Origin of the sequence: Candidatus Accumulibacter meliphilus (assembly GCF_036625345.1) — a bacterium.
In the GTDB taxonomy this organism is placed as follows: domain Bacteria; phylum Pseudomonadota; class Gammaproteobacteria; order Burkholderiales; family Rhodocyclaceae; genus Accumulibacter; species Accumulibacter meliphilus.
The window spans coordinates 1-24,490 of record NZ_JAZKTZ010000015.1; the positions used below are offsets into that span (position 1 = coordinate 1).

A 24,490-nucleotide genomic window follows, 5' to 3' on the forward strand; every position below is an offset into this window, starting at 1 on the left:
ATCTGCTCTTTCTCGCTGCCGTGCCGGCAATCACTCAAGCAGGAGATAAACTCATGGACATGACCATCGCTTCAAGGTGTGCTTTCGGCAACGCTGCAAAACCCCCGCAGCCCTACGCAAGCCACCGCAACACGGGGGCGATCTAGCTCCTGGAGGATGCTCGGGCGAGCAAGAAGAGCGGCGAGACCCTGCCGCTGTGCGACTCAGTCGGGCGGCGCTTCAGCCTCGTTGGCGGCGGCAGCCTCGGCGCGGGCCAGCGCCTCGGTATAGTTCCAAGGCATCCACGAGGACGGATCGAGCGCAACGGTCGCCACATGGCGCTGTAGAGTGACGAGGTAGTCGAACGGCTCGATCTGGTGCAGTTCCGCGGTATGAATCAGGCTCATGAACAGGTCGCCGACCCGCGCACCGTTCAAGGTGCGATAGAACAACGCGTTCTTCCGATGCAGGATCGCCTTCTTGAGGATTCTCTCGCAAACATTGTTGTCAATCGGGGCGCCCGGCACGCGCAGGAAGAGCGTCAGCTTCTGCCAGTGGTTCTGCATGTACGAGATCGCCTGCCCGAGCCCCGAGTGAGGCTCCACGAGGTGCTCCGCGAACTGCCTGGCCATCCAGTCCTCGAGCGCCTTCATGCGCGGGGCGCTCTCCTGCTGGTGGAGGAGCAGGCGATCCGGTGGCGAGAGACCTTTCTGCCGCGCCTGCTGATCGGTGCGAAAGACCTCGCGTAGCGTCTTGAGGACGAAGGCGACTTCGTCGGGAAAGGCGTTGGCCACGTCGACGTACTTGCGTCGCGCATGCGGAAGACAAGAAGCGGCCAGGGTCGGATGATCGCCCGGCTTGTTGCGAGACAAGCCATCGGACATCTGGATCGGCGGGTCCGGCGCCTCACGGCGGTCGAGCACCTCGGCGAGGTGTTCGCCGGCATGGCAGGGCCCGGTCTTGAACAGCGCGATTGGACCGTGCGCCGTCTCGGCGACCAGCCCGGAAGTGAACACCCCGGTACGATCCGCGCGGGCGCCCGGCGGCAGCGCCTCGGTGCGCGCCTCCTGGGTGAAGTGGAGAATACGCATCGTCGTATCGTCGTTGTAGAGCACCGACCCCTCGGCCGCCTGCTCGGCCAGTTCCGCAAAGGCCGGCGTCAGGCGTGCCGCCGCTTGCTGCACGACCTCCCACTGGGTCGCCGCCGGCAGCGGGATGGCCAGCGCCTTCTCGAGCCGCTGAATGCGGTGGAACGGCAAGCCGCAGCCGTACTTCAGGAGCGCGATCATCGCCGCGGCGGTCTCGTCGTATTTCGTCTCGCCGACCCCTGCTGGTGGCTCGGCAGTGAACACCGTGCCACAGAGTCCGCAGCGCAACCGTTCCAGTTCATAGACCTGCGCCGCCAGGGGCGCCACCCCGGTCACGCGAACCAGCAGCGCCGGCTCGCGTCGTTGCCCGTACAAGCGGCCCTCACAACCCGACTCGGGGCAGGGATCGCCGTGCTTCAAGCTCGCATGGGCGACCGCGATGCGCGGCGCGCGGGGATAGTCGTCGGCCCCGTTGCGCCCGTGCCCGGGGCGCTTCTTCTTCTCGCGCCGCGGGTCCGTATCGGCCGTCCCTGTCGCCGCACCACCGGGGTCCGTTTCGCCGGCCGCTGCCGGCGGACTCGTCGGGGCGTCCTCCGGCGGACGCTCACCCGTCTTCTCTTCCCCGAGAACCGCGGCCGTGCGCTCGCTCGGCGAGCCGAAGACGATCCGCTGCACCCGCGCCAGCGTGGTCTGCGTCGACTCGAGCTCGGCGGTCACCCGCGCGAGGGTGTCCACCGCCGCCTTGAGGGTGGCCTGCTCCGCCTCGGGCAATGCGCCGTCGCGGGTGCGCTCGACAATGGCGTTGAGCTCCTGAATCGGGATCTGTATCCGCCGAGGCGGCTTCTGCCGGCGCCGGGTCATGCCAGCCCCCCGAGGCGGCGACGGAAGTCCGCGTGCAGCGGGTAACCGAGGACCTGCTTGCGGGAACGGTTCGGGCGATGGCTCAGGTCGTCCTTGCCGCGACCGGTGGTCAGGCCCAGCTCCTGCCAGTTGGCGGCCCGGTAGCAGGTGCCCGCGTAGCGCTCGGGATCGACGAAGGTCTCCAGATAATGCACCGGGTGGCCATAGCGCGTCTGCCAGTCGGCGCCAATCCGGCGCGCGACGCGGCCGAGGAGATGCGAGGCCAGATGCGGAACACGCACCCAGGGCAAGATCAGGAAGCGGCTCTGGTAGGCGATCTCATGCACATGCGCCCGACGCCCTTGTGGCGACCAGCCGATGAAGCGGTCACGCGGAGCGAGGTGGCGCGGCGCCGAGGTGAAGCCCAGACAGGCGAGCGGTCGCCCTTGGCTAAAAGCCACGTACTTGATCTGCTCGCCGACACCCTGCATCGGGCCGAGGTAATGCGCCTCGGCGATCAGGTGATCGAAGAGTCCTTCCAGCGGCGTGCGGCGAACCGCCACCAGTTCGACGGGGCGCAACGCGCCGAGAGGCTGTTCCAGCGGCGAGCGGTCCACTGCCACCAGCGGCGGCCGGCGGCGAGCGATGGCATTATTCGGCGGGCGCTGGCGGACCGCTGGCAAGCAGATGTGCTCGGCCCGGTGCAGGACGAGCAGCAGGCTGCGGCAGACCATGTCGCGCAGTGCGCCATTGGGCTGACGCCAGTCCCAGTGTTCGCACAGGCGTTGCGAGAACGCCCGGCGGCTGGCGTCGGGATGCGCCTTGAGTAGCGCGCGGATGGTTTCGAGGTCGCCGGTAGTAACCGTGCGGCCACGGTAGGAAAGGATCGTGGGCACGCAGACCGTTATACCGGTTCTGCATCTGGAACGCAAGCGTCAGGCGAGCGCGCGCCACTGCGGCATCCCCCCGGCCGCCGCGTAATCGCCTCCCGAGAGCAGCACCGCCAGGGCGTGCGGGGCGAGCACCTGCCCCGGCGAGTCCCGGGGCCAGCAGCGGAAGCGGCCCTGCGACAGGCGCTTCTGACACAACCAGAAGCCTTGACCGTCATAGACCAGGACCTTGACCGCCGTGTGCCGGCGGTTGCGAAAGACGAACAGGGCACCGCTGAAGGGGTCTTCGGCCAGGACCTGGCGCACGCGCCGGGCCAGCCCGTCGATGCCGCAGCGAAAGTCGGCCGGCTCGGCGGCGACCCAGACGCGCAGGCGCGGGGTCAGCGCGATCACGGCCTTGTCTGCCACAGGCTGCGCGCGACCTCGGCGATGTCGCCGCTGGCCGCACGCGGCAGTTCGATGCGCAGCGCTCGACCGTGCCGGTCAGAGAGAACCAGGATGCAGGGAGACGGGGCCAGTGGCAGGCCGAAGTCGAGTTCGACGAAGTCCGCTGAGGGCACCGATGACCGCGAGCCGGCGGCGGGTCGCTTGGCTGTGGCGGTGGCGCTGGCTGTTGTGGTGGCCAGCCGGCGCTTCAGGCTGGTGTAGTCGAGTTTCAGGGCAACGGCGACTTTGGCGATGCCGTGCCGCTCGGCCAGTTCGATTGCTCGCGACCAGAGGTCTTCCGGGATACGCGAACTGCGCGGGCGGGTGCTCCGCCATTTGGCAAGGGCGGCCGCGGCAGCGGCCAGCTGGGGGTCGGACAAGGGAATGGAGGGCGGCATCGGGAGGCCTCTGGATCAGTGAATACGGGCCTACCACGCTACCAGACCGCCCCGGCGATTTCATGCAGCGTTGCCGAAAGGACACGCTTCAAGTGCGTTCGCGCACAATGGCTCGATCCCAAAGCTCTACACGTGCGAGGGTAAGGATATTTCCCCGCCACTGGCCTGGACTGGATTGCCCACGGGGGCAAAGAGCTTGGCCCTAATTGTGGACGATCCCGATGCCCCCGATCCCGCAGCACCGCGCAGGACCTGGGTTCACTGGGTGCTGTACAACCTGCCGGTTGAAAGCACCGGGCTGCCGGAGGCCGTGCATTCGTTGCCGGCAGGCACGCTTGATGGACTGAACGACTGGCAGCGCGCTGGCTACGGAGGCCCCTGTCCTCCCATTGGTCGGCACCGCTATTTCCACAAGCTCTACGCGCTCGACGTCGTGCTGCCCGACTTGAACGAACCGACCAAGAAGGCTTTGGAGGACGCGATGAAGGGGCATGTCGTTGGGGAAGCGCAGTTGGTCGGTACCTATCAGAAGGGGCGTTGATCTCGCTTTGCACGAGAAAACCCTGCTCCCATCGTTTTCTGCGTTCTGATGGGCGCGAAGCTTCCCGACCCGCCAGCGCTGTGGTTGTCCGGTCGTCGAACAGTTAAGACCGGTAGCGACGGACTCCACGAGCGGACCATGATGTCCGTTTGGGGGCATCGCCTGGCATGTTGGAGGCGCTATCAACGCCCTTTGGCAACGCGTCGGTCGAAGACTGACGAATGATACGGGCGCCGGCATCGCCGGCCACTTGCGGCATGAGCGTCGCGTACAATCGCCGCAAGTCGCCATTCTTGGCACTTCCGTCCGCCGATGCAGGACTCCCCGAGGAATCACCAGGGGTGGGCTCGGTGTTTTAGTGGCGGCAGATTGACTTCACTCCTTCAAGGGACGACGTGACGAAAGAGGACCAAACTCCAAGCTGCTCGCCGCTCGCTCAATCGGTGACGCGAGACGGCAAGACTGTTCAAATCGATATCTACGAGAACGGAGAAGGTGGCTGGCTTCTGGAGGTGGTCGATGAACACTGGAACTCCGTCGTGTGGGATGCCTCGTTTGCCAGCGACCGCCAAGCGCTCGACGAAGCCCTGAACACTATTGAGCGTGAGGGAATTGGGGCGCTGATTGGTTCGCCAAGTGGTGAGCAGAAAGCGATGGATTTGCATCAACCGTTGTCTGAAGCGGAACTCGACGAACTCGACGACTTTCTCGCCGACGAGGCCATCGAGGACAGGTCGATGGATGTGTCGATGATGGAAGGGTTTCTGACCGCGGTCGCGATCGGACCCCGGGTGGTGCTGCCGTCGGAATGGTTGCCCTGGGTATGGGATATCGAGGACGGACAAGCCGAAGCCAGGTTCGATAGCGAGGAACACGCCAATCGAATCATCTCGCTCGTCATGCGACACTACAACGCGGTGGTCCAAACGTTCATCGACGATCCTGCATCGTTCAAATCGGTTTTCTGGCGTGGCGACCAGTGGGGTGCAGCCGAGTGGTGTGAGGGTTTCATTCTCGGCTTTCAGTTCAGCGACGAGGCGTGGAGCCTGCTCGGTGTTGAGCAACCTGCCTGGTTCACCACTTTCCTGCGTTTGGGTACCGACGACGGCGTCTGCATCACCACGGACTCTGGCGACGCCGAGAAATGGATGAACGAGATCGAACCGTCGCTCGTGAAAATCCACGCCTACTGGAAAGACAGCCCTGCCAGCGAGCCTGGCGGCGTCATCCAGGACGGATTTAACCTCGGCGGGCAGAAAGAAGTTGGGCAGGTGCTTCGCGGTGGACCTAAGGTCGGCCGCAACGATCCTTGTCCCTGTGGCAGTGGCAAGAAATTCAAGAAGTGCTGCGGAGCCAACGACGCTACGGTCGCGTTGCATTGAGTGGTGTGGGATGACCACGCCGCGCGGACTGTTTCGATTGAACCAGGACTTCGTAACGGGGCCGAGAGGCGAGGGGTAAGCCCTGCGGCCACGAAGCGTCCTGACCGCAGCGCTCCATGCGCGACCGCTACTCCGCTGAGGGTGACTGCTTAGCCGGCCCGTTAACGCGGTACCTTCTACACCGAGCAGAACGCTTGGTAGATTATGTCATGCGACAGGTGACTGACCGGATAGGACCCAAACCTGACACCACATAACGCTCGCAAACGCTTTGGCAACCTGATGACTACAGAGTGGCCGAATTCCCTGCAATTTACGATAGCCTGCGTTTTGTGAATCCGGGGCGCCGCACGTCTTACGGAACAAGTTTCTGATCGCGTAAAGTGCGACGGTAAGCTCCAGCCACGATTGCGAGCGCGACGACAAGCAGAGCCGCCGCGACCGAGAACGTGATGCGCATCCCGCTGGCAACGGCCTCGGGGCGTGCCGTTGTGATGTCGGTCGTCGCCGATGCGAGGGCGAACACAGCGCCCATGACGGATGCCCCGGTGATCAGTCCCAGATTGCGTGACAAGTTGAGCATGCCCGAAGTGGCGCCGCGCAGGTTGGGGTTGACATCCGCCATGACGGTGGTGTTGTTGGCCGTCTGGAACAGTGCGTAGCTGGAGGTAATGACGACGATCGGTGCGATGTAGCCAGGGATGCCGAAAATCGTCGGCAGCATGGACAGCGTGAAGGCGCCCGCTGCCATTCCGAGGAGCCCAATGGTGATCATGCGTGGTGGCCCAAACCGGTCGGCAATGCGTCCGGCTGGCACGGCGGTCAGTGCAGCAACCAGCGGGCCGACGGACAAGAAAAGTCCAACAAGCGCGGCGTCGAGCCCGAGGGCACGCGAGAGATAGAACGGCCCGACCACCAGCGTCGCCATCATTACCGTCGAGACGAGCATGCTGGTGGCGAGACTCGAACTCAGCACGAGATTGCGGAACATCGCCAATCGGATCAACGGTGACGCTGCCCGTTTCTCGGCAAGCACGAAGAGGCCGGCTCCAAGGACAGAAGCCAACAGCAGAGCGACGTTGAATGGGCCAAAACTGCCGCGCCCGATCGTCATGGCTAGCGCATATGCCGCGAGTGTCAGTGCCAGCAGCAGCGTGCCCAAACTGTCGAAGCCGGGGCGCTCTGCGTTAAGTCGCTTGCGATCATTCGGCAGGTGGCGATGTGCAAGGAAAAGAGCCAGGACACCCAGTGGCAAGTTGATCAAGAAGATGACCCGCCACCCGAGTTCGGCGATCAGAATGCCGCCGAGTGATGGGCCGAGCGCGGTACCTATCGCGGACATCGTTCCGAGCAGCCCGATGGCGCTACCGGTCTTTGCCTTGGGAACCGTTTCACCGACAAACGCCATGGTGAGGGCCATCATGATGGCTGCGCCAAGACCCTGCAGTGCACGCGCAGCAATCAGTAACCAGAGCGTGGGAGCGACACCGCACACGCTTGATGCCACCGTAAACAGGAAGATTCCGGCAAATAGCAGCCGCTTGCGGCCGGTAATGTCACCGAGCCGCCCGACGCTGACGATCGTGGTGGTGATGGCCAGGAGATAAGCGAGGACGATCCACTGGACCTCCTGAAAGGAGGCATTGAATTCCTCCGCCAAGTTTGGCAATGCCACATTGGCGATGCTCGTGCCGAGCGAAGATAGCAAGACGGCTAGCGAAAGGGTGGCGAGCGCCCAGCGCACCGACGGTGCCTGTTCAGCGCTTCGATAGACGGCCCCATCTTGGTCTGCAATGATTGCGTTCATCATGAACTCCTTGTCGTGACTGCTCCCGAATCGGAACTGTCACAAACATAAGCCTTCACGTGCCCTGGCGGAAGGCGCATCATTTGCACTTTATTCGTGCGTTGGACGCCATATAACAACCAGGCCGTGTTAGGACTAATCCATGTCGACACCCGATCTGAATCTGCTCGTCACACTTGACGTGTTGCTCGCCGAAGGCAGCGTTGCGCGCGCTGCCAGACGGTTGCGGCTCAGCCCGTCAGCGATGAGCCGGGCACTGGCGCGATTGCGAGAGACGATGGGCGATCCGTTGTTGGTCAGGGCCGGACGCGGTCTCGTCCCCACGCCACGGGCGATCGAACTACGCGAGCGGGTCAGTCAGCTCGTGGAGGATGGAAAAGCCGTGCTGCGCCCCTCCGAGACGCTCAACCTCAAACAGCTGGACAGGACGTTCACGCTCCGGACCAGCGAGGGTTTTGTGGAGAACTTCGGACCGGAGCTCATTGCCCGCGTCGGCGCGGAAGCACCCGGTGCACGGCTTTGCTTCGTGCAGAAGCCAGACAAGGACAGCACGGCACTGCGCGACGGAATCGTCGACCTGGAAACTGGCGTTGTGGGGAAGACGACGGCTCAGGAACTGCGTGTGCAGACATTGTTCCGAGACCGCTTCATTGGCGCTGTGCGACTGGGGCATCCCTTTAGCCAGGGTGAGGTTTCGCCCTCTCGTTTTGCCGCCGGCAGGCACATCGGCGTTTCGCGCAGAGGGCTCGAGGACGGTCCGATTGACGAAGCATTGAAGCCACTTGGGCTGGGACGGCAGATCGTCACGATTGTCGGAGGCTTTTCGACCGCGCTGGCCTTGGCTCGGGGCTCCGACTTGATTGCCAGTGTTCCCGAACGACACACGGGAAATCTACGTGCCGGAATGCATAGCTTTCCCCTCCCGGTCACCACACCGGAGGTCACGGTCTCATTGCTCTGGCACCCGAGGCTGGATGCCGATCCAGCACATCGTTGGCTGCGCGGCCACGTCAGGGATGTTTGCGCGGTATTTCGCTGAAATGATTGGAGCGACGGCCAATCGAGTCGAACGGCGGGTTCCGGATCAGTGTGCTGTCATTCGCGCCAGCCGAACTCTCGCTGCCGCTACGTTGCCCGCTGGCCGAAAGTTGTCATTCGGTGATGGCACGTCAAGGCGTCGACGGGCAAGTCGCCGGCGTCAGGCGGACACCGTCTCCCGTGGCCGGCAGGCCAAAGATCAGCGCAACGCGGCGAGGTGCGGCTCCCGCTCTGACGGCTGACCTTGACTACGTCGAAGGCAGAAGGGATGGTGGGCTCGGTACCGGAAGCGCTCGTCTCTCTGAACGCCCCCCGGCGATGACAGCCAACGCAAGTCCAGGCGGTAGAATGCCGCCTATGACCCGTGCTGATCTGATCGCCGCCATCGCCTCCCGTTTCCCTACGCTGACGGTGAAGGATACCGACATCGTGGTAAAGGAAATCCTCGACGCCATCGGGCGCACCCTGGCGCAAGGTGATCGCGTTGAAATCCGTGGTTTCGGGAGCTTCCGGCTGAACTACCACCCAGCCCGGACCGGGCGCAATCCACGAACCGGAGTGGCGGTTCCAGTCCCCGAAAAGTACCTGCCCCATTTCACCGCGGGCAAGGAACTACGGGAACGCGTAGAGGCGTCAGTCAAGGACGCACCGCTTCAGCAGGCCGCCTGATGCACACCCTTGGCAGACTCGACGCAGCCGGCGCTAAGCCCGTTCGCAGTCGATTCGCGCGCAGCCTTGGGTAGTATCACCGCGCCCCTCCATGCCTGACGCCGCCGAACTCGACCGCCTCGCCGGCCTCGTTGAACGCGTGACCTTCCACAACGAGCAGAACGGTTTCTGTGTTCTGCGCCTCAAGGTGAAGGGCGAGCGGGAACTGATCACCCTGATCGGCCACGCCCCCGTCGTTTCTCCCGGCGAATACGCCTCTGCTTCCGGCAACTGGGTCACCGATCGCGAGCACGGCCGGCAGTTTCGCGCCGTCTTTGTCAAAATCTACCCGCCGACCACCTTGACCGGCATCGAGTGAGTGTGATCACCCGATTTGATGTTCTGATGTTCACCTACGGCGATGGTTAGTAGGGGTGATGGTAGGCGACCCTGGGGCTCCGCCCCAGACCCCGCGCTCGCCGCGAGGCAGCCGCCGGGGATGAACAAGTGCTTCCCCGGCAACTGCTCGCAAGCATGGGGGCCCTCCAAGGCGTCAAGAGGCTTTCGCGGCATAAACGGGCCGATGAAGCCGGCCCATTTATTCCACGGTCCTCTTGACCCCTTTCCTTGTCAAAGAGCCTCCCTTTCTGTCGACTCGTTCATCGAAAGGGCTAAGGCGACGCCTCCCGAGCGGACTTTCCGTCCGTCGTTCCTGTCGCCTCTCGTCATTCCGTGACGGTCATGAATCCGTACCGCTGACCGAAAGCCAGCCACGCCCGTCGGGCTGAAGAACGAGCCGGTTCGGATACCTCCACCCGCCCCAAGAGATCGAGCAGCGCTCGAAGTGGCGCGTCGGTCTCATTGCCGATAGCGTCAATGACCGTTCTTCGGTCGCGCATCCGCTGGGCACGCTTGCGCTCTCGGTCTGTCATCGCTCGCTCGCCCTGGGGTGGGCGGCCTCTTTTCGTGACGGTCACCAAGGGGTCGGTCATCTTGTCCTCCTGTTTTTGTGCCCGTCACGAGAAGAACCGAACGTTCTGCGGTAGCCTTTTCCAAGGTCCGCAGGCGTTGTTCCGCCCGGGGCAGCTGTCAAGGGTCGTGGGGCGTGATCGCACAACAGCGCGAGCCCGTCGCCTGGCGGGAGGGTCGTCACCGGCCGACCGCCACACGACGCAGCGCAGGGGTCTCGGGTGACGCGAAGACCTCGAGGTAGAGTTTCTCGTCGAGTTGCGGCAACTCACGCTGCGCCGCGGCGGCGAGCAGTTCGGCCGCGAGGGTGGTCAGGATGCGGTAGTTACCGGCGGCGTGATCGCACAGCGTATGACAGAGCGCGGGAGTCATCAGGCTGGCGTTCCCGGCGCGGCTCAGCAGATGGGTCAGACAGGCGAGTAACTCGTCACGCGACGCATATTCGGTGGCGAGGCGGGTACGGATGCGGGAACCGAGCGGGATCAACTTCTCACGACGCAGCTTCTCGATCAGACGCGCATCGCCGGCCAGCACCACACACAGGAGCGGCTGCGAATCGAAGCGCGCACTGGCGAGCAGGCGCAACTCGCAAAGAACGGCCGGACTCATCTCCTGCGCCTCATCGACCAGCAACACCACCCGGCGACGGGTCGTTTCCAGATGCGCGAACCAGACTTCACGCAGCGCCTTGAAGCCACCCCAGCGATTATGCGGGCGCAAGGGCACGGTGAAGATGTCGCCCATTTCGCGATAGAAATCGGCCAAGTTGCTCTGCGGATGGTTGATCGCGCCGACGGTGACGTCCGACTGGCTTCCCAGACGGTCGGCCAGGAGGCGCAAGGCCACGCTTTTCCCGGTGCCGGGATCGCCGTGGATCATCGCGAAGCCCCCTTCGCGCAGCTGAGCGTGTTCGATTCGCCAGCAGAAGTTCTCGATCCGGGGCGGAACAAAGAGGGCCTCGATCGGCAATTCAGGGGAGAAGGGATTCCACTTCAGCCCGTAGAGGGCGAGGAGCTTATGGTTCATGCCGGCTCCTTGTCGACGGACGGCAAATACGCAGGCGGCAAGCCCGTCGCGGCGTAGTCAGCGAGCAGTTGGCGCAGCAGTGGCGCGATCCCGGTAGACGGCGGCGCCAGACCCTCTGTCGTGACGGGCGCGAGGCGCCGACGCTGACCATCGGCGTTGGCCGACTTGTCGAGCACCTTGATCGGGCACAGCACGACGCCGGTGCTCGGATCCACGAGATCGACGTGTCGGAGGTCCCAGCGGGCGTAGCGTAGATGAACCACCGGCAGGTGCCGATAACTGGCGGGGATCTCGAAGCGGATGCCAGCCAGACTGACCGTGCCATCGGCACGCCGCTGGCGGCGCGCGACTTCAATCCGGAAGGCGGCCTGCAGCGTGGTGGTATCCGGGCAGTCACGGCGAACACTGGGCCCCGCGAGATAGCGCGCCAAGGGGGTCGCGTCGATCTCGGAATGCAGCGTACGGTGGTACTCCTGTTCGACCCAGGTTTGGCTGGCCTGATTGAGGAGGTCCAGCGTCAGCAATTTCTCGCTTTCGAGCATCGCCATCAGGCGCCCTTCGATGCGCCCCCAAAACGATTCCTGTTTGGCATTTTGGTAATTACGTGGCCGGCCACGTAATTACCAGTATGTGGCGCTCAGAAATATGTGGCGACGAATCCGGCACCCCGCTTGGTTGCGGGCGGTCGGTCAAATTTACACCACATAAGTTTGCGCGGATCAGGATCACGATGATCGTCCATCTTGTTGAAGACGGAGATCGATCATGATTGAAGAGCTATTCAAGCGCCCCACGGCGCTGGCGCGCTACCGGGAAGGCCCGCTTGCGGAAGCGCGAGAACAATTTCTCGACCGATGTGCCAACGATGGTTACTCACGCTCGATGCTGCAGAAGATCGCTTGGGTACTCCTGGCCGTCGCAGAGGGCCTTGACCTTGAGCATGGGAAGGTCAGTACGCAGGACATTGAGCGCGCTGCGGACTGCCGACGACGGTTGAGGCATCAGCCCATCCGTACCGAGGACTCGGTGTGGACACGCCAGATGTTTATCCACTTCGCGACGGAATGGCTGCGATACCTGGACTGCCTTCAGCAGACCGAAGAGGCACCGAACGCCTTCATGGCTCAGATTGACGCCTTTGCCTGCCATATGCGCGACGAACGAGGCCTGTCGCCAGTGACGATCAGCACGCGTTGTGAGCGCCTGACCTGGTTCTTTGCCGGACTGTGCCCGTCCCGGGATACGTTGAGCGCGATTACCGTTGCCGATGTCGACGCCTTCATTGAGTCGAAGAGTAAGAAAGGTTGGACACGTGCCTCTTTGGCCACGTTGGCCAGTTCGTTGCGCAGCTTCTTCGCCTTCGCCGAAGCCCGCGGGTGGTGCCCTTCGGGAATCACTGCGGTCATCGAATCGCCGCGGCTCTATACCCGTGAAGGTATCCCGGAAGGCCCAGGCTGGGACCACGTCCAGCGCCTCCTTGTCGCCACAAGCGGTGATCGACCGGCAGATATTCGCGACCACGCCATCCTGATGTTGCTCGCGGTCTACGGCCTGCGGCGAGGCGAGGTCGCGGCGTTGCGGCTGGACGATCTGGATTGGGAAGGCGAGTCGATCCACATCACGCGACCCAAGCAACGTCGTGCTCAGCGTTATCCTTTGCTGCACGCCGTGGGCGAGGCGATCTTGCGCTACCTGCGCGAAGTGCGACCGCGCTGCGGGCATCGGGCATTGTTCTTGACGCTCGGCGCACCCATTCGCCCGCTGTCGGCGCCGAGCATTACGCCGGTTGCGCACGCCCATCTGAGTCGCCTGGGCCTCACCCTGTCGCCACGTGGGGCGCACTGTTTGCGGCACGCCTGTGCCAGCCACCTTCTCGCGTCGGGCTTCTCCCTGAAGCAGATTGGCGACCATCTCGGACATCGCAGCGCCAATTCGACCCTGAGCTATACCAAGGTCGACCTGACGGGGCTGCGGCAGGTGGCCGAACTCGATCTGGGGGCACTGCTATGACGCTCTCCGCGCAGGTTTCCATGTACATCGCTCATAAGCGCGCCTTGGGATACAAGTTCGAGACCGAGGAGGCGATCTTCAAATCCTTCTGCCGGACCGTCGGTGAAGGCCCACTGGCCAGCGTTGAAGGCAAGTCCGTGCTCGCTTTCCTGAACGGCAACGGACCGGTGAGCGCGTACTGGGTCAAGAAGTACCACGTGCTTTCGGGGTTCTACCGTTTCGCCCTGGCACGTGGTTTGGTCAGCAGCGTGCCGTTGCCGTACAGCCTGCCGAGGCTGGACGCTCCCGTCTTCGTGCCCTACATCTACTCCCACGACGAACTCAAGCGCCTGCTCGACGCGCTCCCCATCGCCTGTACCGGCCGAGCGCCCATCGACGCGTATGTCTTCAGAGCCTTGCTCTTGCTGCTCTACGGGGCGGGGCTCCGCATCAGCGAAGCCGTCTCGCTGAACATCGCCGATGTCGACCTCGAGCAAGCCCGCCTGATCGTCCGGGGGACGAAGTTCTACAAGAGCCGGCTTGTGCCACTGGGCAAGGATCTGACGCATGTCATGAGCGAGTATGTGGGCAAACGCAACGACCGCCACTCAGGCGGCGCGGACACGCCGTTCTTCTGCTTCCGGAACGGCGCGCCGCTGAGCAAGTCTGCCGCGCGCTGCACCTTTCGACGCCTGCGAACTGCCGCCGGCGTTACCCGCGACGGTGGCTCAAGAGAGCAGCCACGACTCCACGACTTGCGTCATTCGGCCGCCGTTCATCGGCTCGTCGCCTGGTATCGCAGCGGCGCAGACCTGCACGATCTCCTGCCCAAGCTGGCGACCTACCTCGGCCACGTGAACCTGTCGGCCACACAACACTATCTGACGATGACGCCTGACTTGCTTCAAGAGGCAAGCCGGCGATTCGAACGTTACGCCATGGAGAATGATCATGACTGACCACGCTTTGCTCGGACCTTGGGTCCGGCGTTTCCTGATCGACTATCTGGTGCAGGAGCGCAACCTTTCGATCAACACCCAGAGAAGCTATCGCGACATGCTGGCGCTGCTCCTCCCCTACGTTGGCGATCATCTCAAGAAATCGGTGGACCGACTGACCGTCGAAGATCTGTCGGTAGATCTGGTCCGCCAGTTCCTCGCTGATCTGGAAGCGAGGCGTCGCTGTATCGCCGCCACTCGCAATCAACGCCTCGGCGGCCTTCACACCTTGGCTCGATTCATCGGCCAGAACAGCCCCGAGCACATCGCGTGGTGCACACAGATCCGGCTGATCCCCTTCAAGAAGACGGCTCACCCTGGCATCACCTATCTCGAGAAACCGGAAATGGATGCGATCCTGGCGTCTCCGGATCGCCATACCGCTCTGGGTCGGCGCGACTACGTGCTCTTCCTCTACAACTCGGGGGCGCGCGCGAGCGAAGCGGCGGAGGTCCGGGTCAGCGCCATTGACTGGTATGCTCAATGCGTTCGAATCACCGGCACGGGTAACAAACGGCGTGCCTGTCCATTGTGGCCAAACACCTTGGATGAGTTGCAGTTCCTGGTGGCAAACCGCGCGCCGGAGCAGCGTCTGTTTCTGAACCGCAACGGTCAGCCTCTTACTCGCTTCGGCATCCATACGCTGGTCGAACGCTACGCATCCAGAGCTTGTGCGCAATCACCGTCGCTGGCCAGCAAGCGAGTCAGCCCGCACGTGATTCGCCACACCGCGGCAACCCATCTGCTACGGTCCGGCGCCGACATCAACACTGTCCGTGCCTGGCTGGGTCACGTTTCGCTCGCCACGACAAATCTCTATGCAGAGACCGATCTTGCGACCAAGGCCCGTGCACTGGCCATGTGCGCGCCGGCGGCAGAGGGCGCGATCAATAAGTCCTGGCGCCAACAGCCAGACCTGCTGGCTTTCTTGCGCGGTTTGTAGACAAAGTTTATGTGGCATTTGCCCGGCTCCCGGCCTCGTGTCTTCAAGAGAATGAGGCCCGGGGCCACATATTTTTGAGCGCCACATACTGATAGGGCGAATACGGCAAGGTGGTCTGATGCACGACACCCAGACGGGCGAGGCCGCCGACGGTCGTGGTAATCAGCAGGAAGAAATAATGTCAAGGAAACCCGGGAAACCCAGGCGGGACAAGCCCCGTAGCCGGGTTTCCTCGTGATTATTTTCCGCCTGGGCGTTGTAGGCCTGTTCGAAGCCGCCACCGGCGACCGGCATGATGCGGGACTCTTCGTCGGTCAGATTGATCTGATCACGGTCTCGTGGTCCGGGCTCGGGAGCCTTGGGGGGCTTGCCACCGGGCTTCTTGCCGGTCGCCTCTTCCTTGGCCGCACGGCGGGCCATTTTCTCGTCGTACTCGGCTTTCTCGCGCTGAAAGCGCTCCTCGGCCCGAGCGACAAGCTTGGCCTTGGCGGCGGCCATGGCGGTCAGCCGATCTTCGCGACGCTTGAGTTCCTCGGGCAGGCTGACTCCCGTCGGGATATCGGCTTGATCCGCCTGTTCTGCCAGCGCCAGTAATTCCTGAACCTCGGCCTTGAGTTGGACTTCCAGCTTTTCGATGTGCCCGTGCGATAGCGCACTGTGCCGCGAGGCGTTGGCTTCAAACTTCGAGCCATCAAGACTGATGTTACCCACCTTGAGCACTTTCATTTCCGTGGCCATTTTCAGGACCTGCAGAAACAGGTCGCTCAGTTCGTCAAGGAACCGTCGGCGGAAGGTGGCCAAGCTGTCGTGATCGGGATGAAGGTTGGCGGCGATGAAGCGGAAGGCTATCGAGTCGTAGCTTGCCTGCTCCAGCCTGCGGCTGGAAAAGATACCCGTGGCGTAGCCATAGACCAGAATCCCCAGTAGGGTGGCCGGATGGTAGGCTTTCGATCCGCGCCCCGCGTACTCGCGCGTCAGCTTGGAGAGATCGAGCTGGTCGATCACTTCGACAATGAATCGCGCCAGGTGATCCTGGTTCAGCCAGTCGTCTACCGACGGCGGTAGCAGATAGTCGGTCTGGCGGTCAGCGACGATAAACTTGGACATGCGACGACCCGGTTGTTCGAAGAGGTATGATTATATCATATCTGGATCTGGCGCAGGAAAAGTCCGACAGGCTGCTAGCTCAAAGCGAGTCCAGCCAGTCCAGTATGTCGGCGTTTTTCTTCCAACTGGGAGGGGTCTGTTGCATCGCCATGTGATCGACAGCTTCGAGCGCTCTTCGCTTGGTTTCAATGTTGGCTTGAGCGTAATGATTGGTGGTGTCCAAGCTTGCGTGCCCGAGCCAACTACGGATGACAGACACGTCGACGCCGGCGGCGATCAAGTGAACAGCTGCTGGCGTGTCGAAAGCGATGTGGCGTGACCTTTTTGTCGATGAGCGACGGCACTTGCTTGGCAGCAGCGGCGACGTAGTGCTCCAACTTATAACGGAAGCCCGAGGCGCCCAGTGGCTTGCCATAACGGTTGGCAAAGATTGGTTCCGATTCGGCACGAGGTCGGCGCTTGAGCAAGGCCTTGAGCAAGTCGATGGTTTCTGGCCAGAGCGGGCAAAAGCGTTCTTTGCGGCCTTTGCCCAGCAGACGAACGTACGCGGGAGAATCGAAGTGTATGGCTTGCGGACAAACATCAAGCGCCTCTTGGATTCGAGCGCCAGTATTGTAGAGAAATGACAACAGAGCATGATCACGCTGACCCTCTAGGTTGGCGCGATTGGGCTGGGCCAGAATGGCACTCACCTCGTCTAGTTCCAATGCGCGGAGGGCAGGCTGCATGGCTCGTTTGGTTGGGATACGCAAGGCCTCGGCACACTGTGCGGCGGCCGAAGGATCGCGGTCCGCCACATACGCGAAGAAGCTGCGCAAAGCCGCCAGCCGACAGTTACGGGTGCCGATGGAATCTTTGCGCTCGTCCTCGGCATACTGGAGGAAAGCCGTGACTTCAGCCGCGGTCAAATCGGGTAGGCTCAGTTTTGCCACCAGTCGATCCTTCCGTTTAGCGACGAAACGCAAAAAGAGCCGCCACGTGTCTCGGTAAGAGCGAACGGTGTTTGCTGAGCAATTGCGCTGCTGTCCTAGCCATTGCAGGAAGAACGCCTGTAGCAACAAGGGGAAGGTGTTGGCCGGTTTCATGACGGGGCTCCTGTTGAATCATGGAGCGCATTAGCGGCGAACGTGTGAAAGCGATCTCCCGCTTGCTGAAGAAGTTCTTGGGTGATGGTCAGATAGACCAGTGTCGAGTTGATGTCCTTGTGACCCAGATAGGTGGCAAGATAAGGCAATCGAGATTGCGGGTTGACCCCTTCCCGGTACCAGGCCAGCATGCGGTTGGCCACGAACGAGTGGCGAAGATCATGAACACGTGGTCCTACTGATCCCTCTTGCGGCTTGAATCCGGCCCGCCTGATGACCTCTCTCAACAATTGGTGGATACGAACATAGGAGTAGGGAGCGGCCGGCTGCTGATGCCAGAACAAAGCGGCGGTGACATCCATGGGCATACCGGCGAGGCGTCTGGCTTCGAGGTAGTCATGCAATGCTGCCAACACGCTGGGCGCGACCGGTAGCCGCCGCGACTTGAAGAACTTGGTTTCACGGATCTCAATCGTTGCATCTGAGCCTCTTGCAAAACTCCCCACGGGAACTGCTGGGCCGCGGGATTCGCTCTCTGGGAACGATTTTTGTCGCGAGGGAAGTTGCCGTGGCCGAGCGGCGAACCTGATGGCATTATTTGTCTCATTGGGGGCAACGACCACCCTGCATCATCGGATGCACAGCGGTCGGAGAGGAAAAACGGGTGGTCATTCTCGTAATCGCATCAACTGGTCGGCGGTCAGCGCCAGGATACCGAACATCAAGTGCGCCATCACCTTGGCGCCGCCCTTGACCATGATGGTGTTGCCGCCGAATTCGTCCTTGAGCCGCGCGTTGCTGCGCTCGGCGACGGTACGTTCGTTGTAACGAATGGCCTCGGCCGGTGCGAATTCGATCTTCTCGCCGCGACGCGGATTGTGATCGATCAGCGGAACGTGGCCGAGACTCCGGCAGTGCTCACGCAATTCGGTGCTGCAATAGGCCGCATCCATGACATCGTAGAGGTTGGTCACCCGCTCGGCACTGATCAGTGATAGCGGAATGGCGGCACGGCTGTCGTGCATCGAGGCGCTTGAGAGCAGCGCCGCGATGGGCACGCCACAGTCGGCGGTGTCGAGATGCAGCTTATAGCCGTTCCAGCTGACCTTGTAGCCTTGGGCGTTGCACTTCGTGCCGCGATCACACGCCGTCGGAATCTCATCGAGCATTTGCGCCAACGTCTGCCCGCGTTGGCGCTGGATCGGCGACTCCTTCGCGGGTGGTCGTGTCTCGCCGCGCCGGGGGCGGCCACGTTTCTTCGCCGCTGGTGGCGTTTCTGGCACTGGCGCACTCGCTTCGGAAGGGCTCTCTTCCTTCGGGAGCACCGAGGGCTGTGCCGCTGGGACCTCTTCGGCCACGGCCGCCTCGCGCCGGGACGGATGTTCGCGTGCTTCAATGGCCGTACCGTCGCGGCTGATATGTCCGATCAGTTCATCCCCGAGATGGGCCTTGACGAGGGCTTCATGCACCCGCTGGCCCAAATCCGCTTGAGAAAACTCGTCGAAGGCGCGCGAGAAGGTGGCTTCAGAAGGCAGTTTCTTGCACAGAGGAAAGCCACAGATACGTCGCAGCGCACGGTCTATCGTCAGGCGTTCAATCAGCCCTACCGTGGTATTGAGCCCCAACACCGACTTAGCCACGAAAGCGTTCGCCAGCCACGCCCGCTCTACCGGCGGACGCCCCACGCCACACCAGTTCGATCCCGTGAATTCCTCAATGCGCACCCATTCCAGGATGTGCACGACCTTCTCCAACTTCGGTGTCAGCGGACCTTCAGCCCTCAACTCGGGCAGCAGTTCGTGCTGAATCACGTTCCAGCGTTGCATGATCAGTTCGCGTTGGGTAGTATCCATTTTGCGGGCGTTATGATGTTGGTCTTGAGAAACCCATCATGCCAGAAATGGCCGCCTGCGTCCTCCGCTTTCGCCCCCAGCGACGAAAAAATCAGCCCTGCAGTGTCAGTTTTGCAAGAGGCTCACGTGTATTGCAGCAGACTGACGCCAGGGAGCAAGGGACGGGCTGTACGCCGAGAATTGCTGGCCAAGCGCGCTCAGAGTGCTTTGGCGATGGCGGCAATGGCCCGCGCGACATCTTTGGCGTCGGTCGCGCAGCCACAGACCGAAACCAGCATGCAGCGTCGCCAATATTCACCGTCGCCTTGCAGTCCCAGACAAAGTCCCAGACAAACAATCTCGCAGTTGGCGAAAACTTATCGGACCGCGGGCAGGGTCGGCGGCACGATGCGCAGATGGCTTGGGCCGCCGCTGGCGTCGTCCCTGATCAGCTCGAAACGCGCCGGGCGGCTGCTTTCCGGTATGTGCTGGCGCAGGGTTTCAAGCCAGCGATCGAGTTCAGGCTGGCCGATGTGGCGGCTATAGACCGCCCATACCGTCCATACCGCGTCTGCCGGGCGGGCCGGCAGCCGGGCAGCGATGTCGGCCGGGTCGTCGGCGAGCGTGGCGCTGATGCCGGTGTCGACGCTCTTCTGGCGGGTCATCGGCGCAGCCGCCAGAGTTGCCGGGCCTTCTTCTTTCGGGGTGTTTGTAATGCCGCTTGCCGCCATTTTCCCCGGGCGGCTTGTCTGTTCCGTCATCCGGGCTGCGGCTGGAGGTGCAGGCTGCGCGGCGCGTGCGTCGGCGCGCGCGTCTTGTGCCATGCCGCTGCCCGGCGCGGCATGGCGTTCTCGTGCGGCGAGTTTGCCCTTGTCTTGCGGGCCTTGCCGCATGGCGCCAGGCGTCTGCTCCAGCGCGACTTGCGCTTCGGCAAGTGCGGGCTCGGCGTTTTGGCCGAGCGCCTCTTTCTTCGCCGCGTCCTTCGCCAGCATTGCTGTCTGGAAAGCGTCTTGCACCGCGACTTGCTGCGCGTCGGGGGTGAGGGTGAGCACGAGTTGCGTGCCGATTGCTGCCAGCAGGCCAGCCAGTGCCGCCAAACGCAGGTCGAAGCAGCGAAAGCCGAGGAAGGCGCGTTTCTTGACCGGGGTGGCTGGCGGGGCAGCTTCGGTGGCTGGCGCGGCAACTGCTTGCGCACGCAGCCATTCTTCGCTGGCCGGCGCAAGTGCGGCGCCAAGCATCGCTTGTGGGCTATCGCCTTTGGCGATGCCCGTCAGGACGGCCTCGCGGCGGGGAGCTTGCGCAGATTCAATGCTGGCGGCCATCTTCAGGAAGTTGGCTTCCAGGCTGGCGGGTGGTTCGAAAGCCGAAGGAATGGTCTCGAGACGCGCGGCTGTTGCTGGCGCAGGGCTGGGCGAGGTGGTTGGCGTGGCGGCCGCCTCGGGCGGTGTGGCAATTGCGCGTCTGTGCAGTCTGTGCAGCCTGTGCGGCCTGTGCCGCGCGTGCAAAAGCCGCTTCGAATTCAGCTTCGTCCGACGGGGTGTAGGCGGGCAGCTCGCAGAGCAGGCGGGCCAGGCGGTCCTCGCCCTGCAGGAATTTTTCGAAAGCCCGGCTCGCTGGTTCACCTGGTTCACCTGGCTCACGCCTGTGCCTCCAGTTCGCGGCGCAGGCGGGTGAAAGCGTAGCGCAGGCGGCTCTTGACGGTTTCGAAACCTTCGCCGACGGTGTGCGCGATTTCCTCCAGAGTCATTTCGCTGAAAAAGCGCAGGACCACCACTTCGCGCTGATTGGCGGGCAGGGCGAGCAAGGCCTGGTGCACCCGGTCGAGATTCTGGCGCAGTATCAGTTCGGCTTCCGGCGCCAGATCCTCGGTGGGCGCTTCGGGGCGCTTGTCGTCGAGTTCTGCGCGCTGGCTTTCGGCCGCAGAGCGGCGCAGGTCGAGCCACAGGTTGCGGGCAATCTGGAACAGGAAAGTCCGGAAAGCCGCTTGCGGTTTGTAGTCCGCGCAGCGCGTCATCAGCTTCTCCCAGCTGCGCTGGGTGATGTCTTCGGCCTGGGCGACATTGCCCTGGCACTGCCAGGCGATGAAGTTGAACAGCGCCCGGTTGTGGCGGCGGAAGAGCTCGGTGGCGGGTTTCTCGACCAGGCCGTTGGCGACCAGCAGCATCAGGTCTTCGTCGGGCAGCGTGGCAAGTTCGGCGGCGGTCTTCATGGCCCGCAGTATAGACCGGCCGCTTTGCCGGGAGTGTTTGCCGCCACCTGCCCCCACTCTCGCCTGTCGGAGAGGCGGCGGCGAGGCGCCGGGAACGAGAACGGGCGGCGGATCAGCTCGCGGGCTTGCTCCCCAGGGCTGCCGCCAGATCGAGCAGGCGCAGGAACTCGCCGCGGTAGCCGTAGGGGTCGCTGCCGGTGTTGGCCAGCGCCAGCTTGCGGACGTCGGCATAGCGCCAGTCGCCGGTGTATTTGCCGCCGCGCAACAGCTGGCCGTAGGCTGCCACGGCGCTGGCGAATCGAAATTCGCTGCTGGCGGCGTCGAGCGCTTTGATCGCGCTACGTTGCAGAGGGAAGTCGATGAGCTCGCTGGTGCTGCTTCCGGGCTGCTTGTAGCGCAGCTTGAGGTGGCCGAGTTCGTTACCCAAGGGGCTTTCGACACTGGCTTGCCGGGCATAGCGCAGCGGGTCCACGCTGGCCTTGCTGCCGGCCAGGGTCAGCTCGTAGAGTGCGGTGACGGTGTGGCCTGCGCCAATGTCGCCGGCATCGACCTGGTCGTTGTTGAAATCCTCGCGCGCCAGCTGGCGGTTCTCGTAGCCGATCAGGCGATACTCCTTGACCACGGCGGGATTGAATTCGATCTGCACTTTCACGTCGCGGGCGATGGTGGCCAGGGTGGAAGTCAGCTCATTGACCAGTACCTTGTGGCCTTCCATCAGGTTGTCGATGTAGGAATAGGCGCCGTCGCCGACATCGGCGATCTGCTCCATCATCGCTTCGTTGTAGTTGCCGGTGCCAAAGCCCAGGGTCGACAGCGAGATGCCGGATTTGCGCTTTTCTTCGATCATGCTTTTCAGCTGCCGCGTGTCGGCGATGCCGACATTGAAATCGCCATCGGTGGCCAGCAGGATGCGGTTGATGCCCCCTTTGACGAAGCTTTGCTGGGCAGCGGCGTAGGCCAGTTGAATGCCGGAAGCGCCGGCCGTGCTGCCGCCAGCCTGCAGGGCATCGATCGCCGCGCTGATGGTGGCTTTTTCAGTGCCTGGCGTCGGTGGCAGGATCACCCGTGTTCCCGAGGCGTAAGTCACCAGCGAGATGCGATCCTGAGCACGCATCTGGGCAACCAGCAACTTGAGCGCGGACTTGAGCAGCGGCAGCTTGTCCGCACTGTTCATCGAGCCCGAGACGTCGACCAGAAAAACCACGTTCGCCGGCGGCAGGGCCTGCTTGGCGACATCCTGCCCCTTGATGCCGACGCGCAGCAGCACGCGCTCGGCGTTCCACGGGGCGGGAGCCATTTCGCTATGCACGGCAAACGGACGATCGTCCTTCGGCAGCGCGTAGTCGTACGGGAAGTAGTTGATCAATTCCTCGACGCGCACCGCATCGGCGGGCGGCAATTGGCCGGCATTGAGCATGCGGCGCACATTGCTGTAGCTGCCGGTATCGACATCGATGCTGAAGGTGGACACCGGCGCTTCGGCGACCTGCCTGACCGGATTGTCGGTGAGCTGGCTGTAGCGCTCGCGCGCCTCGGGCGGCATGGGGGCAAGCGCATAGCTTGGTGGCTGCGGCTGTGGCTGCACGGCGACGGACATCCTGTCGGCGGCCATCCTGGCATCGGCTTCCTGCCTCGCCTCCTTCTTTGCCACCACTTTGCCGGGCGGGGCGTTGGCCGCCATCGTCTCGGCGAGCTTTGGCGCCGGCTTGGGCTGCGCCTGGGGTGCTGTCTGGGCGGCTGAAGCGAGTGGGGCGGTTGGGGTGGTTGGGGCGCTCGGGGTGACTGCGACGGTTGCCGTGGCTGCGACGGCGCCTTGCGCGCTCGGGCGAGTTTCGTTCTCGGCGGCGCGTCCGGGGGCTGTTTGATCGCTGCGTGGCGCTGTCTTGACGGCTGTATTGTCCTGTTGCGTCGGTGCGCAGGCGGCGAGCAGGCCGGCCAGCAGGATGGCGAGCAGGCGGGATGGGGTGCGATGTTTCATGGTCAGGCTCCTGTTTCCGGGTCCAAGTTTCGGTGCGCATCGAGGCGCGATCTCTTGACGCCTTCCCGCATCCGCGCTGTGGCGCTAAATGCGGGGGCGTGAGAGTGAAACGGGCGAGATCAGAAAACCGGGTTGGTTCGCGCGTGATTTTTTCGTCGGGCGCTGCCGCTCACACCATCGCCGACGTCACCACCTCCGTCATCGACGACACCCAGGCCGGCAGACGACCCAACCGCGGCCATGCCGCCCGCTTCGCACTCGCCAGCCGTGAAGCGGATTAGCGCATCGAGTGGGCGTTTTTCGAGCAGAATACCGGCTGATGACTCAAAGCCTGATCGTTTCCTGCCGGGTCGCCGATGATTCTCTACGCGCTGATTGGAGAAGCCGGTGTTGTGTTGACTAAGGGAGGTGTTCCGGATGCAAAGTGAAGATGACAGCCTGATCCGCGAGATGATCGACACGATCATTCGTGAAGCCAATCCCGACACCGTGATTCTATTTGGTTCGCGTGCGCGTGGCGACGCCCGGCCGGATTCCGATGTTGATCTCCTGATTGTCGAGCCTGAGCCTTTCAGCCCGCAGCGAAGTCGCCGCCAGGAAACGGCGCGATTGTACCTGGCTCTGCGCAAGCTGGCGCTGCCCAAGGATTTGCTGCTCTATAGTCGCGATGAATTCGAGCAACTCAGGGATTCTGAGCACCATATCGTCGGTCGCGCCCAGCGCGAGGGAAAGGTTTTGCATGCGCGCGCCTGATCACGCGCAGGCCTTGCTGCTCATGGCGCGCAAGGATTTCGATGCCTTACGCGGCATGCTCGACAATCCGCTGTCGGGCGAATTGATGCCTGCGGCGGCCTCGCCCTTACCGCTCGGGCGGAATGATGCGCATGAATAGCTCAGTTGAGTTCATTGAAGTGGATCTCGAAGCCGGTGAAAAGAAGCTCATCCTGGAGCTTGGCGGTTTCTGGGTAATGGATGAAACGACACAGGCGGACCTCAGGAATGGTCGGAAGAAATGGATCAGATTTAGAGCGGATGTTGTTTCCGAGCTCATTGGTGAGCTGTCCTACCACTGCAACCGCTGCCGGAATGTCTATCAATTGGAACTGCTGGATGAACTGATCTGCCATCTTGAAGTCACGTTTTCCGCCAGCACGAGATAACTCCCCATGTTGCCTTCGTTGCTCGCCGGCGAGATCGTCGGTGCCGCGTGCGTGGTGGCGATGACCAGGCGCTTTGGCCGCAGCATGACGGAGCCGACGGCCTGGAAATGGTCGAGGTGGAATTCGCGGGCACCGACCGTCTGGATACGGATGTGGC

25 protein-coding genes and 3 pseudogenes are annotated in these 24,490 nt (G+C 62.9%); 13 read left to right on the forward strand and 15 right to left on the reverse strand.

Annotation, left to right across the window (positions count from 1 at the left end; genetic code table 11):
* Window positions 1–203: 203 nt before the first annotated feature.
* The 4 genes from tnpC to V5B40_RS22190 are packed head-to-tail and all read right to left on the reverse strand — an operon-like array spanning window position 204 to window position 3,621.
* Window positions 204–1,928 (reverse strand): IS66 family transposase, encoded by a 1,725-nt coding sequence (tnpC, locus tag V5B40_RS22175; RefSeq protein WP_332356597.1) that lies wholly within the window; start codon window positions 1,926–1,928, stop codon window positions 204–206.
* Entirely contained in the window at window positions 1,925–2,803 is an 879-nt protein-coding gene (locus V5B40_RS22180; RefSeq protein WP_332354890.1) for a DUF4338 domain-containing protein, read from the reverse strand. The genes tnpC and V5B40_RS22180 overlap by 4 nt, the downstream gene beginning before the upstream one ends.
* Window positions 2,804–2,842: 39 nt before the next feature.
* Complete coding sequence (gene tnpB / locus V5B40_RS22185; protein WP_332356598.1) at window positions 2,843–3,205, reverse strand: IS66 family insertion sequence element accessory protein TnpB; 363 nt, start codon at window positions 3,203–3,205, stop codon at window positions 2,843–2,845.
* Entirely contained in the window at window positions 3,187–3,621 is a 435-nt protein-coding gene (locus V5B40_RS22190) for a hypothetical protein (protein ID WP_332356599.1), read from the reverse strand. The genes tnpB and V5B40_RS22190 overlap by 19 nt, the downstream gene beginning before the upstream one ends.
* Window positions 3,622–3,691: 70 nt before the next feature.
* Here V5B40_RS22190 and V5B40_RS22195 point away from each other — a divergent pair, with 70 nt between their 5' ends.
* Both V5B40_RS22195 and V5B40_RS22200 read left to right on the forward strand, forming a co-directional pair.
* Complete coding sequence (locus tag V5B40_RS22195) at window positions 3,692–4,162, forward strand: YbhB/YbcL family Raf kinase inhibitor-like protein (protein ID WP_332356600.1); 471 nt, start codon at window positions 3,692–3,694, stop codon at window positions 4,160–4,162.
* A gap of 395 nt (window positions 4,163–4,557) precedes the next feature.
* Entirely contained in the window at window positions 4,558–5,544 is a 987-nt protein-coding gene (locus V5B40_RS22200; protein WP_332356601.1) for a UPF0149 family protein, read from the forward strand.
* Window positions 5,545–5,899: 355 nt separating this feature from the next.
* On the opposite strand, the gene V5B40_RS22205 is transcribed toward V5B40_RS22200, so the two are convergent.
* A complete protein-coding gene (locus tag V5B40_RS22205; protein ID WP_332356602.1) occupies window positions 5,900–7,351 on the reverse strand; it encodes an MFS transporter in 1,452 nt (483 codons plus the stop codon).
* Between the two features lie 142 nt (window positions 7,352–7,493).
* Between V5B40_RS22205 and V5B40_RS22210 the strand changes: the two genes are divergently transcribed.
* From V5B40_RS22210 to V5B40_RS22220, 3 genes are all read left to right on the forward strand, one after another.
* A complete protein-coding gene (locus V5B40_RS22210) occupies window positions 7,494–8,390 on the forward strand; it encodes a LysR family transcriptional regulator (protein WP_332356603.1) in 897 nt (298 codons plus the stop codon).
* A gap of 356 nt (window positions 8,391–8,746) precedes the next feature.
* A complete protein-coding gene (locus tag V5B40_RS22215) occupies window positions 8,747–9,058 on the forward strand; it encodes an integration host factor subunit beta (RefSeq protein ID WP_332356604.1) in 312 nt (103 codons plus the stop codon).
* A gap of 91 nt (window positions 9,059–9,149) precedes the next feature.
* Entirely contained in the window at window positions 9,150–9,416 is a 267-nt protein-coding gene (locus V5B40_RS22220; RefSeq protein ID WP_332356605.1) for a YrrC family ATP-dependent DNA helicase, read from the forward strand.
* Window positions 9,417–9,762: 346 nt separating this feature from the next.
* Here V5B40_RS22220 and V5B40_RS22225 read toward each other — a convergent pair whose 3' ends face one another.
* The 3 genes and pseudogenes from V5B40_RS22225 to V5B40_RS22235 form a co-directional block, all read right to left on the reverse strand.
* A complete protein-coding gene (locus V5B40_RS22225; protein ID WP_332356606.1) occupies window positions 9,763–10,029 on the reverse strand; it encodes a hypothetical protein in 267 nt (88 codons plus the stop codon).
* A 157-nt stretch (window positions 10,030–10,186) separates the two neighbouring features.
* Entirely contained in the window at window positions 10,187–11,032 is an 846-nt protein-coding gene (locus V5B40_RS22230; protein WP_332356607.1) for an ExeA family protein, read from the reverse strand.
* Window positions 11,029–11,631: pseudogene (locus V5B40_RS22235) on the reverse strand (IS481 family transposase); the annotation flags it as partial. The gene V5B40_RS22230 and the pseudogene V5B40_RS22235, both read right to left, overlap by 4 nt.
* Window positions 11,632–11,797: 166 nt before the next feature.
* Between V5B40_RS22235 and V5B40_RS22240 the strand changes: the two are divergent.
* From V5B40_RS22240 to V5B40_RS22250, 3 genes are read left to right on the forward strand one after another with little or no spacing between them, the layout of a single operon-like run.
* Window positions 11,798–13,042 (forward strand): tyrosine-type recombinase/integrase, encoded by a 1,245-nt coding sequence (locus V5B40_RS22240; protein WP_332356608.1) that lies wholly within the window; start codon window positions 11,798–11,800, stop codon window positions 13,040–13,042.
* Window positions 13,043–13,062: 20 nt separating this feature from the next.
* Window positions 13,063–13,980: a tyrosine-type recombinase/integrase gene (locus V5B40_RS22245; protein WP_332356609.1), complete on the forward strand. Its 918-nt coding sequence runs from the start codon at window positions 13,063–13,065 to the stop codon at window positions 13,978–13,980.
* Window positions 13,973–14,962 carry a tyrosine-type recombinase/integrase gene (locus tag V5B40_RS22250; RefSeq protein ID WP_332356610.1) on the forward strand — a complete coding sequence of 330 codons (990 nt, stop codon included), beginning with the start codon at window positions 13,973–13,975 and terminating at the stop codon, window positions 14,960–14,962. The genes V5B40_RS22245 and V5B40_RS22250 overlap by 8 nt, the downstream gene beginning before the upstream one ends.
* Before the next feature lie 246 nt (window positions 14,963–15,208).
* On the opposite strand, the pseudogene V5B40_RS22255 reads toward V5B40_RS22250, so the two are convergent.
* The 5 genes and pseudogenes from V5B40_RS22255 to V5B40_RS22275 form a co-directional block, all read right to left on the reverse strand.
* Window positions 15,209–16,069: pseudogene (locus V5B40_RS22255) on the reverse strand (transposase); the annotation flags it as partial.
* A gap of 79 nt (window positions 16,070–16,148) precedes the next feature.
* Window positions 16,149–17,154 (reverse strand): annotated as a pseudogene (locus V5B40_RS22260) (tyrosine-type recombinase/integrase).
* Entirely contained in the window at window positions 17,151–17,660 is a 510-nt protein-coding gene (locus V5B40_RS22265) for a tyrosine-type recombinase/integrase (protein ID WP_332356611.1), read from the reverse strand. Before V5B40_RS22265 ends, V5B40_RS22260 begins: the two are co-directional and overlap by 4 nt.
* Window positions 17,661–17,822: 162 nt before the next feature.
* Window positions 17,823–19,007, reverse strand: coding sequence for a transposase (locus tag V5B40_RS22270; RefSeq protein WP_332356612.1), 1,185 nt, complete (start codon window positions 19,005–19,007; stop codon window positions 17,823–17,825).
* A 356-nt stretch (window positions 19,008–19,363) separates the two neighbouring features.
* Window positions 19,364–20,308, reverse strand: a complete 945-nt coding sequence (locus tag V5B40_RS22275) for a hypothetical protein (protein ID WP_332356613.1) — start codon at window positions 20,306–20,308, stop codon at window positions 19,364–19,366.
* On the opposite strand from V5B40_RS22275, the gene V5B40_RS22280 reads away from it, so the two are divergent.
* Window positions 20,295–20,660, forward strand: a complete 366-nt coding sequence (locus tag V5B40_RS22280) for a hypothetical protein (RefSeq protein WP_332356614.1) — start codon at window positions 20,295–20,297, stop codon at window positions 20,658–20,660. The two genes, V5B40_RS22275 and V5B40_RS22280, sit on opposite strands and share 14 nt — an antisense overlap.
* Here V5B40_RS22280 and V5B40_RS22285 read toward each other — a convergent pair.
* Complete coding sequence (locus V5B40_RS22285; RefSeq protein ID WP_332356615.1) at window positions 20,623–21,195, reverse strand: sigma-70 family RNA polymerase sigma factor; 573 nt, start codon at window positions 21,193–21,195, stop codon at window positions 20,623–20,625. The genes V5B40_RS22280 and V5B40_RS22285 overlap by 38 nt on opposite strands.
* Before the next feature lie 112 nt (window positions 21,196–21,307).
* A complete protein-coding gene (locus V5B40_RS22290; RefSeq protein WP_434735903.1) occupies window positions 21,308–23,173 on the reverse strand; it encodes a YfbK domain-containing protein in 1,866 nt (621 codons plus the stop codon).
* Between the two features lie 143 nt (window positions 23,174–23,316).
* Between V5B40_RS22290 and V5B40_RS22295 the strand changes: the two genes are divergently transcribed.
* The 4 genes from V5B40_RS22295 (at window position 23,317) to V5B40_RS22310 (ending at window position 24,333) form a co-directional block, all read left to right on the forward strand.
* Window positions 23,317–23,454 (forward strand): hypothetical protein, encoded by a 138-nt coding sequence (locus tag V5B40_RS22295; RefSeq protein WP_332356616.1) that lies wholly within the window; start codon window positions 23,317–23,319, stop codon window positions 23,452–23,454.
* 136 nt (window positions 23,455–23,590) lie between these two features.
* Window positions 23,591–23,926, forward strand: a complete 336-nt coding sequence (locus tag V5B40_RS22300; protein ID WP_332356617.1) for a nucleotidyltransferase domain-containing protein — start codon at window positions 23,591–23,593, stop codon at window positions 23,924–23,926.
* A complete protein-coding gene (locus V5B40_RS22305) occupies window positions 23,913–24,065 on the forward strand; it encodes a hypothetical protein (protein WP_332356618.1) in 153 nt (50 codons plus the stop codon). The genes V5B40_RS22300 and V5B40_RS22305 overlap by 14 nt, the downstream gene beginning before the upstream one ends.
* Window positions 24,058–24,333 carry a hypothetical protein gene (locus V5B40_RS22310; RefSeq protein WP_332356619.1) on the forward strand — a complete coding sequence of 92 codons (276 nt, stop codon included), beginning with the start codon at window positions 24,058–24,060 and terminating at the stop codon, window positions 24,331–24,333. The genes V5B40_RS22305 and V5B40_RS22310 overlap by 8 nt, the downstream gene beginning before the upstream one ends.
* Window positions 24,334–24,490: the final 157 nt, after the last annotated feature.